Below are 14,860 nucleotides of genomic sequence, written 5' to 3' on the forward strand. Positions count from 1 at the left end.
ACCCACACCCGAAGAATATGCTAAGCAGAATTGCCGATTCACTTTTCTGGCTCAACAGGTACCTTGAAAGAGGAGATGCCATGTTGCGGGCCATGCACATCAATTATACCCTCTGGCTGGACAAGGGAGAATATTCAAATCAAAACTGGAAGATGCTCTCCAATATGTTCAGCTCTGCGGAGGAACAGAAACGAGTGTCACTGGAGCAGGAACCGCTTCGGCTGGTTCAGCACCTTATATATGACACTTCCAACGGCAATGCGATCCGTGCCATGATCATCAAAGCGAGGGAGAACGCCAGAGGCGCACAGGACCATATTACCAAGGAAGTATGGGAACAGGTGAACCAGATATACCACCTGATCAACAACCCCATGCTGGAGCAAAAGCTCATGCGGAATGATGCACTGGCCGTATTGCAGGAGGTTGCCACCCAGTTGCTGCTTTATCATGGAGTATCAGACAGCACCATGCCCAGGAATATGGGCTGGAATTTCATGACGATCGGGAAATTTACGGAACGCTGCATCATCAGCCTTGAACTGGCCGACCGTTTTTTTGCGGAAACGGCTTATGACCTGGACCAGACCAGGGATGTATTATACTGGAGAAACCTGCTGCTTTCGCTTTCAGGATATGAACTCTACCTGAAAACCTACCGGAGCCCGCAGCATAACCTGAATGTGATCGACCAGGTTTTATTCAATAAGGCCTTCAACCGCTCGGCAGCCTATTGCCTCGACAGAATCGGGTTCTACCTGCAGAAAGTCAGTGTGCACAATACAAGCGAGGATTCCCGGGGACTGCTCAAAAATTTTGGCCGCTTGCACAGCAGCATAGAATTTTCGGATATGAATACGATCCGGGAAAAGGGATTACAGCCCTATCTTCAGGAAATCAAAACAGACCTGCTTCAGTTTAACCAGAAATTTAACCAGCTTTTCTTTTCATACGCGTAAGCCATCATATGTCCACATTCAGCATACACCATATTACCAGTTATGAGTACGATCGTGCGGTTACCGAAAGCGTTAATGAAATAAGGATATTCCCCTACCAGTGCGCGGAACAGGAAGTGCTGCAACACGACCTGATCATATCAGGGCAACCTGATCTTCATATTTTTACCGACTACTGGGGAAACCGTGCCGGCCTTTTCAACCTGAACGCATCCCATACAGAACTGGTCATTGAAAGTCGCCTACTGGTGAGGGCCAAGGCTCCTGCGGAGAGGCCCCTGAATTTCAATACCGGATTGGATGCCCTGGAGGGGGAAGTGCCGGATAATATACTTCTCGTTGATCTGGGAAGGCCTGAGAAAATCAGCAACCAGGCAGCGATAGACGAAATTGTGCAACAAATATTTCAACCATGGAAATCTGTGGCGGCTATTGTACAGGATTGTTGCCAGTTTATCTACCGGCACTTTACCTATATTAAGGGAATCACAGATATTGAAACCACTGTGGATGAAATCATTGACCACCGTTCGGGAGTATGCCAGGATTTTGCCCATCTGATGTTACAGGTGTTGCGTACCATGCAAATCCCCAGCCGTTATGTCAGCGGGTATATTTGTCCCAATAAAAATGGCTTAAGGGGTGAAGGTGCCACGCATGCCTGGGTGGAAGCATGGATTCCGGGTTTTGGCTGGGCGGGCATTGATCCCACCAATAATATCTGGGTTTCCAACACCCACATAAAGCTGGCTGTTGGACGAAACTTCAAAGATTGCTCACCTGTAAAGGGAACCTTTAAGGGGCCGGCCCACCAGAAAATGTTTGTATATGTTTCGGTGGGATATGAGGATGGACATCATTTTGAAGAAAAAAGCCTGGTGAAGTTACCAGACACATTTGACCAGCAGGTACTCCTGCAGGAATCAGACCTGAGGGCCATGCAGCAATAAGGAGGGGATGATTTGATTGGGCACATTTTCCTAATTTCACATCCCACAACAGGAACATGCCCACACCACTTGCAGAAAGACTTCGCCCCGTATCGCTCGATGACCTGGCCGGACAGGAACACCTGACCGGGAAAGGCAGCATTCTGCGAAAGGCAATTGACCAGGGCGTGGTTCCTTCCATGATTTTGTGGGGCCCGCCGGGAGTAGGTAAAACCACCATTGCCAATATCATTGCGCATACCCTGGACACACCTTTTTATACTTTAAGCGCCATTTCTTCCGGGGTAAAGGAAGTGAGGGAAGTCATTGAAGCCGCCCGCAGGCAGGATAAAGCCATTTTGTTCATTGACGAAATACACCGGTTCAATAAATCACAGCAGGATGCTCTTCTGGGGGCCGTCGAAAAAGGAACCATTACGCTGATAGGTGCCACAACGGAAAACCCTTCCTTTGAAGTAAACAGTGCCCTCCTGAGCCGATGCCAGGTGTATGTACTGAAACCGCTGGAGGAGAAACACCTGGTCGCATTGCTGCAACATGCCATTGAAAAAGACGAATGGTTAATGCAACAATCGGTCACCTTGAAAGAAACGGAAGCGATGATCAGGATTTCGGGTGGGGATGCCCGTAAGCTGCTCAATCTTCTTGAACTGGTGGTTCAATCTGCGGGTGCAAATCCCCCCATTATCATAACCGACGACCTGGTGATGCTGGTGGCCCAGCAGAAAGTGGCGATGTATGACAAACAGGGCGAGCAACACTACGATATCATTTCCGCCTTTATAAAATCAGTACGGGGCAGCGATCCCAATGGTGCCGTTTATTGGCTGGCAAGGATGCTTGAGGGTGGGGAAGACGTAAAATTTATCGCCCGCCGGATGGTTATCCTGGCAAGTGAAGATATCGGCAATGCCAATCCCAATGCCCTACTGCTGGCGAATGCCGCATTTGATGCCGTTAACAAGATCGGACCTCCCGAATCGAGGATCATCCTGTCGCAATGCGCTGTTTACCTGGCCACATCACCAAAGAGTAATGCCAGCTATCTGGCTATAGATGAGGCTTTGGCCATGGTGAGACAAACAGGCGATCTTCCTGTTCCGATGCACCTTCGCAACGCACCAACACAACTAATGAAGAACCAGGGCTACGCGAAAGGGTACCAGTATTCGCACAATTTTGAAAACAATTTCTCACCACAGGAATACCTTCCCGATGCCATTCGCGGACATGCTTTTTTCAAGCCTGGAAAAAATGCGAGGGAAGAAGATATAAGGAAGTTTTTATTGCAACGCTGGAAAGAAAAATACAATTACTGAAATGAAAAAAACTCTGATTATTGCCAGTTTTATACTGGGTAGCAATTGCGTTCAGTCGCAAACAATGGTGGTACGTGATCCTTCCATTGAACAGATGGTAAAGCAGGTTTCCGCTGATTCACTCCGCGCCTACATCAACCAGCTTGTATCCTACGGAACCCGACATACCATGAGTTCCGTCACAGACCAGAAAACAGGAATCGGCGCCGCCCGCAACTGGGTGCTGAAAAAATTCAATGAATTTGCAAGCCACAGTAACGGAAGGATGACTGCCTTCGTTGACACAACAACGTTAGAGCCTGACGGCCGCCGCATCAACAAGCGGGTGAACCTGGGCAATGCCATGGCCATTCTGAAGGGAACCGATCCGGCTGACAAAAGGATATTCATGATCAGCGGGCATATTGACAGCAGGGTAACGGATGTGATGAACGCCAATGCCGAAGCACCTGGTGCGAATGATGATGGCAGCGGTGTGGCGGCAGTGGTGGAAGCGGCCCGAATCATGAGTCACTCTTCTTTTCCGGCAACCATCATTTTCGTGGCAGTAAGCGGTGAGGAGCAGGGGTTGCTGGGAGCCGGATACCTGGCAGAAAAAGCCAAAAAGGAAAACTGGCAGCTTGAAGCTTTGCTGAATAATGATATCATGGGCAGCAATAACAGCAATGAAACCAATATCATTGACAATACCAGGTTACGTGTATTCAGTGAAGGACTGCCTGCGTTCGAACTCGACAAGCAGGCTGCGGGCATCAGGGGGCTTGGCATGGAAAATGACGGACGCTCACGCCAGCTTGCCCGATATGTAAAAGAAGTGGGTGAAAGATATGTGGATCACCTGGAAATAAAACTGATTTACCGCAACGACCGATTCCTTCGTGGTGGCGACCATACTCCTTTTGTACAAAGAGGATTTGCTGCAGTCCGCCTGACTGAGATGAATGAGAATTTCAATCACCAGCACCAGGACCTGAGAAAGGAGAATGGCATTCAATACGGAGACCTTCCTGAATTTATGGATTTTGAGTACCTCCGCAAGAATACTGCCGTTAACCTGGCTTGCCTGGCGAATCTTGCCAGCTCACCAGCCGCGCCGCAGGAAGTAAAAATAGATGTGAAAAACCTGACAAACTCATCCCTTTTATATTGGAAAGCTCCAGCACATGGAAAAGTGAAAGGTTACTATATATTGATGCGGGAAACCAGCTCCGGACACTGGGAAAAGAAATTCTTCACCACTGAAACATCCCTGCGTCTGCCTTATTCTAAAGACAATTATTTCTTCGCAGTTCAAAGTGTCAGTGAATCAGGAAATGAAAGCCTGGCCATTTCACCGGCTGTTGGCAGATAAAATAACGACGATGAACATTCAATGGGAGTTAAAAAAATTTGCCGATCTGTCGCCTCATGAGTTGTACCAATTGTTGAGGCTGCGGAGCGAAGTATTCGTTGTGGAACAAAATTGTGTATTCCTGGACATGGATAACAAGGACCAGCAGTGCTGGCATTTACTGGGCTGGAAGGGCAACCTTCTGGCCGCTTCCACCAGGCTGGTGCCGCCGGGCTTATCCTATGAAGAGATGTCCATCGGCAGGGTGGTAAGTTCGCCACAGGTCAGGGGTGAAGGAATTGGCCGCGAGCTGATGAAGGAATCCGTCAAAGCCTGCCATCAACTGTTTGGCCATCATCCCATCAGGATCGGGGCCCAGCTTTACCTGGAAAAATTCTACACATTACTCGGTTTTAACACCGATGGGGAAGTTTACCTGGAAGATGGCATTGAACACGTAGAGATGCTAATGCCGGCATAGTAATATCAGCAGGTAGTTTTACGAAGGTTAAAAAAAAGATTACGAAAGCTATACGAGGAAGATATTCTTCATCGTTTCTAACTGTAATCCATGTAACCGTTCGAAAACAAAATCTGATATTCATGAAACAGCATTTACCTCATTTCCTGCGTAAATGTGCCTTATCCATCCTAGCACTAGCAATCACTCAGGCATCTTTCAGCCAGTCTGGAATTTTCACTGAAGTTGAGGCCGGCATTACTTTTGGACCGTCAAATTTCCTTGGAGATCTTGGAGGCACCAGAGGTATAGGAAGGGGATTTCTGAAAGACAATAACTTTCCCATGACCAGGTTCATGGTAGGCGCGCACATTACGGCACACACTTCCCCCCTGCTGGCATTTCGCCTGGCAGCCAATTATGGAACCATCTCCGGAAAAGACGAGATCATTAAAGGCCAGGGAGGATGGGAAGAAGCCAGGAAGTTCCGCAATTCCGATTTCCGTTCCAGGATAATCGAAGGGATGTTGGTTGCTGAAGTATATCCGACAGTTTTCCTGGAATGGGATGTGGAAGATTTATACAGGAAATTCAGGCCCTATGGTGTAATCGGTGTGGGTGTATTCAACTTCAACCCCCAGGGAACGGATCCGCTGACCGGGCAATATGTAAACCTGAAGGACCTGAGCACCGAAGGACAGGGCTTCCCTGAATATGCGGACCGCAAGCCGTACAAACTGACCCAGATGAATATTCCGATGGGACTTGGTGTAAAGTATTTCGTGAGTGAAAGGACCAGTATTGCACTGGAAATAATCCACCGCAAAACCTTTACAGACTACATCGATGATGTGAGCACTACTTACATTGACCCGAATTTATTTGACCAGTATTTTGGAGTTGGATCCCAGAAAGCACAATTAGCCAGGAGGATGGCCAACAAAACAGACCAGAGCGGCAGTGCCAATGCGGGATATGGTCCTGGTGACAAGAGGGGAACATCCAGCAACATGGACTCATACTATTCTTTTGGTTTCAAGCTGAACTTTAAGCTGCAGAGATCTGAGGATGATTACAAACGAATAAAGTGTCCGACTATGCGCTTCTAAACCCTATATTCATTTAATCCGAACCCATGAAGCAAATGTTCAATTACAGACAACTGCTTGTGATCATGGTGATGTTTGTGGGCAGTTTGTCAGCCCGGGCAGGTGAGTCCCACCCAACTTACCGAACAGACAGTATTATTATTCAAAAATTAAACAACGACAAAAGACATACGGTAAATATTTACACAAACGCTTCCAACAAGGTACTCTTCTTTTCTGCCAGTGGCGAGGAAGGACGCACCTACCAATTGTTCCTGTTCCGTGAAAAAGGAAAGCTTGTAAAGCAAGCCAAAATCAGGAACCGTGAAACCACCGTAGTCAGCAAACCAGACAAAGGAAACTATTATTTCGAAGTATTCAGTGATGAGATCCGCATTGAAAGCGGCACCATCCTGGTATTATAATGATCTTTAACTGATGACCAATAAGCGGCAGGGAAATTGATAAAATCCAATTATCCGGTTATTTATTAACACGATCCGTTCCCTATTTCTCAGTACCCTTTCTAAACAGATTTTATTAAGACTACCTGCCACTGCTTATTGGGTTATCAATTATGTTTTGTCTTATCCAGTATCCACAACTGCCGGCGATGAGTAATTGCCGGCAGTTTGTTTTTTGCGGCGGCCGCGTCCGGGGGACCAGCCGTCTGACGTTTGGGATAGATGAATACCGCAATCTTAAACGTTAGACGGCTTTCACGTCCGGGGGACCAGCCGTCTGACGTTTGGGATAGATGAATACCGCAATCTTAAACGTCAGACGGCTTTCGCGTCCGGGGGATCAGCCGTCTGACGTTTGGGATAGATGAATACCGCAATCTTAAACGTCAGACGGCTTTCACGTCCGGGGGACCAGCCGTCTGACGTTTGGGATAGATGAATACCGCAATCTTAAACGTCAGACGGCTTTCACGTCCGGGGGATCAGCCGTCTGACGTTTGGGTTTGGTGAATACCGCAATTCTAAACGTCAGACGGCTTTCACGTCCGGGGGATCAGCCGTCTGACGTTTGGGATAGATGAATACCGCAATCTTAAACGTCAGACGGCTTTCACGTCCGGGGGATCAGCCGTCTGACGTTTGGGTTTGGTGAATACCGCAATTCTAAACGTCAGACGGCTTTCGCGTCAGACGGCTTTCAGCTCGATTTTCAGGAATTTTGCAGTGTGGCTTTCCTTTACGTTCACCATCTCTTCAGGAGTACCTTCAAAGAGCAGGCGTCCGCCACCGTCACCGCCTTCAGGGCCGATATCGATGATATGGTCGGCCACTTTGATTACATCCAGGTTGTGTTCAATCACCAGCACCGTGTTGCCGCGATCAACCAGTTTGTTCAGCACATCCAGCAAATGCTGGATATCCTGGAAATGCAGCCCTGTGGTGGGTTCATCAAGAATATAAAAAGTTTTGCCGGTATCTTTTTTGGAAAGCTCTGTAGCCAGTTTGACCCTTTGGGCTTCTCCCCCGCTCAGCGTCACAGCGCTTTGTCCCAAGGTTATATAACCCAGACCCACTTCCTGTAAGACTTTAATTTTACGGAAGAGATAGGGTACCGCCTGGAAAAACTCAACGGCCTCATCCACTGTCATATCGAGTACATCGCTGATGGATTTCCCTTTGTAACGGATTTCCAGTGTTTCGCGATTGTACCTTTTTCCGTTACATTTTTCACAATGCACATATACATCCGGCAGGAAGTTCATTTCAATGACCCGCATACCACCGCCTTCACAGGCATCACACCGGCCTCCTTTGACGTTGAACGAAAAACGACCAGCCGCATAGCCCCTGATTTTCGCTTCAGGAACAGCAGCAAACAATTGCCTTATCTCAGTAAAGAATCCGCAATAGGTAGCCGGATTGCTTCGAGGCGTACGACCAATGGGTGACTGGTCAATTTCGATCACCTTGTCCACATGCTCCAAGCCCTTTATCGATTTGTATTCAAGCGGTTTCTGTTTGGAATCATAACAATGCTTTGAAAGGATCGGGTAAAGGGTTTCATTGATAAGAGTGGACTTGCCACTGCCACTGACACCGGTAACCAGAATCAGTTTACCAAGAGGGAAACCCACATTCAGGTTTTTCAGGTTATTGCCTTTGGCGCCTTTCAGTTCAAGAGACTTCCCGTTCCCCTTCCTTCTTGCAGCCGGCACATCGATGCGTTTTTCACCGTTCAGGTATTGTGCAGTATCAGAATGGGATGCCAGCACTTCCTGCGGAGTACCCTGCGCAACAATCCGGCCACCAAATTTACCTGCACGGGGACCGATATCCACGAGGTGATCCGCCGCCATCATAATATCCTTATCATGTTCTACCACCAGCACACTGTTTCCGATATCGCGAAGGTTCTGAAGAGCGGTGATCAGGCGGTGATTATCGCGCTGGTGCAAACCGATACTTGGCTCATCCAGCACATAGGTGATTCCCTGCAATTGGGAACCTATCTGGGTTGCCAGCCTGATGCGCTGTGACTCGCCCCCGCTAAGGGTTTTAGAACTCCGGTTGAGGGTCAGGTAAGTAAGGCCGACATCTATCAGGAATTGTAATCGTTCACGGATTTCCTTCAGGATATCCTTTGCGATAATCTGTTGCTTGCCGGACAATCGTTTTTCAATATTGGTAAACCATGCCAGCAGCTTATCGAGGTCATACTCGCTCAGTTCAGAAATATTCTTTCCGTCCACCCTGAACCAGAGGCTTTCCTTTTTCAAACGGGCACCATCACACGAAGAACATGTATTCAGTTCCATAAAACTTTCGGCCCATTCGCGCACCGGTTCCGAACTGCCGGTCCCGAACCATCTTTTCAGCTGCGGTATGATACCTTCAAACTCTTCGGCATACACGCGGTCTGATGTATTGTACTGGTCAAAATCTATATCGGTATCATCGCTGCCATTCTCATTTCCATACAGGATGATATTCAGTGATGCCTCAGGCAGATCTCTCAGGGGTTTTTTCAGGTCAACCTTGTATTTTCGTGCGACCTGCTGCACCTGGCGGAAAACATAGGCATCCCGTTCTTCGCCCAGCGGCGCAATGCCACCGTCTTTAATACTTTTATCCCAGTCGGGAATAACCTTCTCCATGCTGACCTGGTATACCGTACCAAGCCCCTTGCAGGTCGGACAGGCGCCATAGGGAGAATTGAATGAAAATGCGTTGGGCGATGGTTCCTCATAGCTGATGCCGGTATCTTCGCACATCAACTGACGGCTGTACTGTATCACCTGGTTGTTATCGTTGAGCAACAGGAACATCAGCCCCTTACCCACCTGCATGGATTTCTGTATACTCTGGCTCAGCCGCAGTTTCAAATCGGGAGTCACCGCCATCCGGTCAACCACCACTTCGATGTCATGGATCTTATATCTGTCCACCTGCATTTTGGGAACAAGGTCTTTTACCTCGCCATCCACCCTCACCTTGAGATATCCTTTTTTGCGGATGTCCTCAAAAAGTTCACGGTAATGGCCTTTCCGTCCCCGAACCAGCGGAGCCAGCAGGCTGATCTTTTTATGACTATATTTTTCGTAAATATTCTCCACGATCTCCTCTTCGGAAAATTTTGTCATCCGCTTGCCGGTATTGTAAGAGTATGCATCGGAGGCACGCGCGAAGAGCAGGCGGAGAAAATCATATACTTCAGTGATGGTGCCTACCGTTGACCGGGGATTCTTGCTGGTGGTCTTTTGTTCTATGGAAATCACCGGTGAAAGGCCGGTGATCCTGTCGACATCGGGTCTTTCCATATCGCCCACAAACTGCCTTGCATAGGCGCTGAAGCTTTCCATGTAGCGGCGCTGCCCTTCATTATAGATGGTATCAAAAGCAAGGGAGGATTTCCCGCTGCCGCTTACCCCGGTAAATACCACCAGCCTGTTTTTCGGGATGGTGATGTCAATATTTTTCAGGTTATGTTCACGTGCTCCGACCACTTCGATGACATCCGGCGGCAAAACGTCCGCTGCAACGGCTTTTTTCTTCTTCATACTATGACAAATGTAAGAGGTGTCTGACACATGTTAAACACTTGTTATGACATCCATTCCAGCCGGTGTCGAAACCTGCATATTTACAGTCATTTAAACATTTAAACTAACAGGTGTTTACTGCCTGGGACCTTGTGTTTTTGCAGCGACGCGCACTGTTTATTGCAACGACACGCACTGTTAATTGCTGAAGCACGCAGTCTTTTGGCAACCGGATTCAGAATTTCCCGCACCTTCACCAGGATTTCCGGCGTGTCCGACTTCTGTTTAACACATGTCAGACACCTAAAGTTGCCCGGTAAAAGCGGGGGGAGGAAAATATTTTTTTGGCAGTTTAAATTCTTCCACCCTACCTTTGCACCAGTTCTTTAGAGCATCGCTTATCAAGAAAGGCAGAGGGAAATGGCCCGATGAAGCCTTGACAACCTGTTTCGTGTGAACAACACGGAGTAAGGTGCCAAATCCACCCCGCATGGCGGGATAGATAAGTCAGATGAATGGCTTTTGCAGAAATACAACTTCTTCATATAGCTCTTCTGATGATTTATCGGAAGAGCTTTTTTATTTTAAGCCCTTCCGATTCAACTTGGTAGGTGGTGTCGCTGACAACCTGTTTTTCAAACGAAAAAAACTGTTTAACATGCAAGCGACAACACAATTATTGCACAGCATCCCGGTGGATGCACAAACCGGCGCCATTGCCGTTCCGATTTACCAGACCAGCACCTACGTGCAGGAAGCACCCGGTGTCAACAAGGGATTTGATTACAGCAGAACCAACAATCCAACCCGCCAGGAACTGGAAAAAATCATTGCCAAACTGGAAGGTGGCACCGTGGCTGCAGCCTTCGCCAGCGGACTGGCTGCCATCGATGCCGTGATCAAACTGCTGGAAACGGGAGATGAAATCGTAGCCGTGGATGATATCTATGGCGGCGCGTTTCGGCTCTTCGAAAAAGTGTACAAAAAATTCGGCATCAGCGTGACCTATGTAGACACTACCGATCTGGGGGCCATCAACCGGGCCATTACCAGCAAGACCCGCCTGATCTGGCTCGAAAGTCCGACCAACCCAACCCTGAAGGTTTCTGACATCCAGGCCATTGCGGCTATTGCTGACCGTTACAAGATACTCCTGGCCGTTGATAACACTTTCGCCTCACCTGTACTGCAGCAGCCCTTATTAAATGGAGCCGATATCGTGGTACACAGCGCTACCAAATACATTGGCGGACATTGTGATGTTATTGCCGGCCTCGTTGTAACCAGGGACCCGGACCTGGGTGCACAGATCAAATTCTACCAGAATGCATGCGGTGCTGTACTTGGACCCTTCGACAGCTTCCTGCTGATTCGCGGACTGGAAACACTGCATCTCCGCATCGGACAGCACTGCCGTAATGCGGCCACCATTGCGGCTTACCTGCAACAGCATCCTGCGATTGACAAAGTTTATTATCCTGGATTGTTAACACACCCGAATCATGACGTTGCAAAAAAACAGCAAAAGGATTTCGGGGGCGTGGTATCGTTCAGTCTCAGGGATGACACAGAAGCGGCAGCCCGTCAATTTGTAACCAGCACGGAATTATTCCACCTGGCAGAAAGCCTGGGCGGGGTAAAAAGCCTGGTCAGCCACCCGGCCAGCATGACCCATAAGACGATAGATGCAGATAAAAGGAAAGCCGCAGGCGTAACAGACAGCCTGATCAGGCTGAGTGTGGGACTGGAAGATGCGCAGGACCTGATCAATGACATTGAAACAGCGTTGACCATTGTTTCCGCAACCAGTCAAACTGTAAGCAATAAACGAAAACAGAAGAGCACCATTTGTTAACAAGCAAGTAAACACATAGAGATGAGTTATCACAAACAACTGACCATAGGTCTTTTCGGATTCGGAGTAGTAGGAGAAGGATTGTACAAGGTATTGCAGCAAACGCCTTCCCTCAGCGCAACGATCAAAAAAGTATGTATCAAAGATCCAGGCAAGAAGCGGAACGCGCCGGATGCGCTGTTCACCACCGAGCGGGATGACTTGCTGAATGATGAGGAGATCAATGTTATTGTTGAAGTGATCAACGAATCAGAAGCTGCCTTTGAAATTGTAAGCACCGCTCTGCGTAATGGGAAAGCCGTGGTAAGCGCCAGCAAAAAAATGATCGCCGAGCATCTCCCGGAAATACTGGCCTTGCAGCAGGAAACAGGGCAGAGCCTGTTGTACGAAGCAGCAGCCTGCGCTTCCATCCCGGTGATTCGCAACCTGGAAGAATATTATGACAACGATCTTCTGCATGGCATCAAAGCCATCGTGAACGGATCCACTAATTTCATTCTTACCAAAATGTTCGAAGATAAACTGGATTTCCAGCAGGCACTGCTCCTCGCCCAGCAGCTGGGATTCGCGGAATCAGATCCAAAGTTGGATGTGGAGGGATATGATGCCGTGAATAAATGGGCCTTCCTGTTAACGCATGCTTATGGCATCATTGAGCATCCGGACAATCTCCTGTTCACCGGGATCCAGAATATAAATGCCATGGATGCCAAAGTGGCGGCAGAAAAAAACCAGCAGATCAAACTGGTTGCGCAGGCACAGAAGCTCACAAACGGAAAGGTTGCGAGTTTTGTGATCCCGCAGTTTGTACCACAGGACGATCACCTTGCATTTGTGAAAAACGAATACAATGGGGTTGTTATTGAGAGCGGATTTTCCGACAAGCAATTTTTCTATGGTAAAGGTGCGGGCAGTTTTCCAACTGCCTCTGCCGTGCTGAGTGATTTGTCTGCCTTACGCTATGATTACAAGTACGAGTATAAGAAACTATACCATCACGAACCAAACGCATTAACAAACGATTACTACCTGCGCGTGTACGTTAGCTTCACCGACTGGAAATACATACCCCGCGAAAAATTCGAATGGATTGAAGAGTGGCACGCCAGGGAAGAAAGGAAATACCTTGTTGGCGTTCTGGCTGTAAAGGAGCTGATTGAAAACGACTGGTGGAAGACCAACGGCACTTCCCTGATCCTGACACCTGATCCGATCATTGAAGATGTTGCCATCCAGCAACTGAAGAAGAAGAGCCTGGAACTGGCGGGTGTTGCGTTTTAGAAAGGATCAGGAAATAAAAAGTGAGGCGGAAGACAGCCGCTTCACTCTTTCCCTTTACCCCAATCCTTTATTACCCTTTGCGCAGCATGATAACCACACATGCCGTGAACACCGCCACCCGGCGGAGTGGAAGAAGAACAGATATAGATCCCTTTTGAACTCGTCCTGTATGGAGACCAACGAAGCGCGGGTCGTGTAAAAAGTTGTGCGAGGTCCTGCAGCCCGCCGTTGATATCGCCCCCGATATAATTTGCATTATACTCTTCCATGGCCATGGTATTCATTACATGCCGGGCCAAAATACGATCCCGAAATCCCGGTGCAAATCTTTCCACCTGTTTTTCAATGGCATCAGTCATATCTTTTTCGGATCCATTCGGAACATGGCAATAGGCCCATGCAACCTCTTTCCCGGCAGGAGCCCGGCCTGGGTCAAACAGGCTTTGCTGGGCCAGCAATACAAAGGGCTTCTCCGCATGCCGCCCCCGGGAGACCTGCCATTCAGAGAAAGCAATATCTTCCATCGTATTACCCAGATGAACTGTACCAGCATAACGGCAAAGCTCATCCGTAAAAGGTATCGGCCCATCAAGTGCCCAGTCTATCTTGAAAACGCCCATCCCGTAGCGGTATCTTTCCAGCTGCCATTTGTACAGCGGTGAAAACCGATGACCGGCAATCTTCAGAAGCTGGCGGGGGGTAAGATCAAACAACACTGCTTTTGCTGATGGCAACTGCTCCAGACTTTTCACTTCAATACCTGTTTCAATTTTTCCACCCAGTGAGGTAAAATATGCACCCATCGCATCTGCAATGGATTGTGCCCCGCCAACAGGTATCGGCCATCCGGAAGCATGCCCCGCTGCCAGTAATACCATCGCAAATGCCGATGTGGAAAGATTTGACAAGGGCTGCATTCCATGGGCAGCCATCCCTGCCAATAAGGCCCGGGCTTCAGTAGTGTTAAAACCAGCAGCAAGTCTGTTGGCGGATGATAAAGCGGATATGCCAAACCGTAACAAACCAAGCGGGTGGGATGGCCATCTTAACGGGCCCAGCAGGTCGCCGATCAATGCCGGCCAATCGTCAACCAGCGAAGACATCAGGCCAATGTAAGCTTCGGCATCGATGCCCATACCTGCAGCAGTGGCCGTCAGGGAAGGATACAGCGCTATGGTTTTGCCTCCCTCCAGTGGATGTGCTGCACAAACCGGAGGCCGGACAAATTCCAGTCCATACTGCTGCAGCGGAATACCGTTAAAAAACGGGGAGCTTAATACCAGGGGATGGATGGCGGAACAGATATCATGTTTGAATCCGGGCAGGGTAAGTTCGGCTGTGCGCATCCCGCCGCCAATGGTTGGTTTAGCTTCCAGCAAGAGTACCTTCCAGCCAGCCTGCTGCAGGGTGATAGCTGCTGCCAGGCCATTGGGGCCAGATCCCACAACAACTGCATCCACATCTGTAATTACCGGTTTCAATCAGGTTATTGAAGATGATTTAAAATTGTTTCAAAAGCTTTCACTTCCTTCCCCCAATCAACAATGAATTTGGAAAGCTGTGTTGCGGCTCTTTCTCAAGGGAAGTCTCCGGTGAATGCTATTGCATGATTTAT

11 protein-coding genes and 1 riboswitch are annotated in these 14,860 nt (G+C 48.6%); of the genes, 9 read left to right on the forward strand and 2 right to left on the reverse strand.

Translation table 11 applies throughout. From position 1 onward, the window contains the following. Positions 1–17: 17 nt before the first annotated feature. The 7 genes from BC349_RS18390 to BC349_RS18420 all read left to right on the forward strand — a co-directional run bounded on the left by BC349_RS18390 (position 18) and on the right by BC349_RS18420 (position 6,531). Positions 18–959 (forward strand): alpha-E domain-containing protein, encoded by a 942-nt coding sequence (locus tag BC349_RS18390; RefSeq protein ID WP_187258262.1) that lies wholly within the window; start codon positions 18–20, stop codon positions 957–959. A gap of 8 nt (positions 960–967) precedes the next feature. Then, positions 968–1,909: a transglutaminase family protein gene (locus BC349_RS18395; RefSeq protein WP_187258263.1), complete on the forward strand. Its 942-nt coding sequence runs from the start codon at positions 968–970 to the stop codon at positions 1,907–1,909. Between the two features lie 56 nt (positions 1,910–1,965). Continuing rightward, positions 1,966–3,228, forward strand: coding sequence for a replication-associated recombination protein A (locus BC349_RS18400; protein ID WP_187258264.1), 1,263 nt, complete (start codon positions 1,966–1,968; stop codon positions 3,226–3,228). A gap of 1 nt (position 3,229) precedes the next feature. Further along, positions 3,230–4,579, forward strand: coding sequence for a M28 family metallopeptidase (locus BC349_RS18405; RefSeq protein ID WP_187258265.1), 1,350 nt, complete (start codon positions 3,230–3,232; stop codon positions 4,577–4,579). Between the two features lie 10 nt (positions 4,580–4,589). Then, positions 4,590–5,039 carry a GNAT family N-acetyltransferase gene (locus BC349_RS18410; protein WP_187258266.1) on the forward strand — a complete coding sequence of 150 codons (450 nt, stop codon included), beginning with the start codon at positions 4,590–4,592 and terminating at the stop codon, positions 5,037–5,039. 122 nt (positions 5,040–5,161) lie between these two features. Continuing rightward, positions 5,162–6,127: a DUF6089 family protein gene (locus BC349_RS18415; RefSeq protein WP_187258267.1), complete on the forward strand. Its 966-nt coding sequence runs from the start codon at positions 5,162–5,164 to the stop codon at positions 6,125–6,127. 26 nt (positions 6,128–6,153) lie between these two features. Further along, positions 6,154–6,531, forward strand: a complete 378-nt coding sequence (locus BC349_RS18420) for a hypothetical protein (RefSeq protein WP_187258268.1) — start codon at positions 6,154–6,156, stop codon at positions 6,529–6,531. Between the two features lie 725 nt (positions 6,532–7,256). On the opposite strand, the gene uvrA is transcribed toward BC349_RS18420, so the two are convergent. Beyond that, entirely contained in the window at positions 7,257–10,127 is a 2,871-nt protein-coding gene (gene uvrA / locus BC349_RS18425) for an excinuclease ABC subunit UvrA (RefSeq protein WP_187258269.1), read from the reverse strand. Positions 10,128–10,504: 377 nt separating this feature from the next. Further along, positions 10,505–10,618: riboswitch (SAM riboswitch) on the forward strand. A 149-nt stretch (positions 10,619–10,767) separates the two neighbouring features. On the opposite strand from uvrA, the gene BC349_RS18430 reads away from it, so the two are divergent. After that, complete coding sequence (locus tag BC349_RS18430; protein WP_187258270.1) at positions 10,768–11,964, forward strand: trans-sulfuration enzyme family protein; 1,197 nt, start codon at positions 10,768–10,770, stop codon at positions 11,962–11,964. A 21-nt stretch (positions 11,965–11,985) separates the two neighbouring features. Further along, positions 11,986–13,245, forward strand: coding sequence for a homoserine dehydrogenase (locus BC349_RS18435; RefSeq protein ID WP_187258271.1), 1,260 nt, complete (start codon positions 11,986–11,988; stop codon positions 13,243–13,245). Between the two features lie 41 nt (positions 13,246–13,286). On the opposite strand, the gene BC349_RS18440 is transcribed toward BC349_RS18435, so the two are convergent. Then, positions 13,287–14,726 carry a phytoene desaturase family protein gene (locus tag BC349_RS18440; protein ID WP_187258272.1) on the reverse strand — a complete coding sequence of 480 codons (1,440 nt, stop codon included), beginning with the start codon at positions 14,724–14,726 and terminating at the stop codon, positions 13,287–13,289. Positions 14,727–14,860 lie beyond the last annotated feature (134 nt).

The organism is Flavihumibacter stibioxidans (assembly GCF_014332695.1).
In the GTDB taxonomy this organism is placed as follows: Bacteria; Bacteroidota; Bacteroidia; order Chitinophagales; family Chitinophagaceae; genus Flavihumibacter; species Flavihumibacter stibioxidans.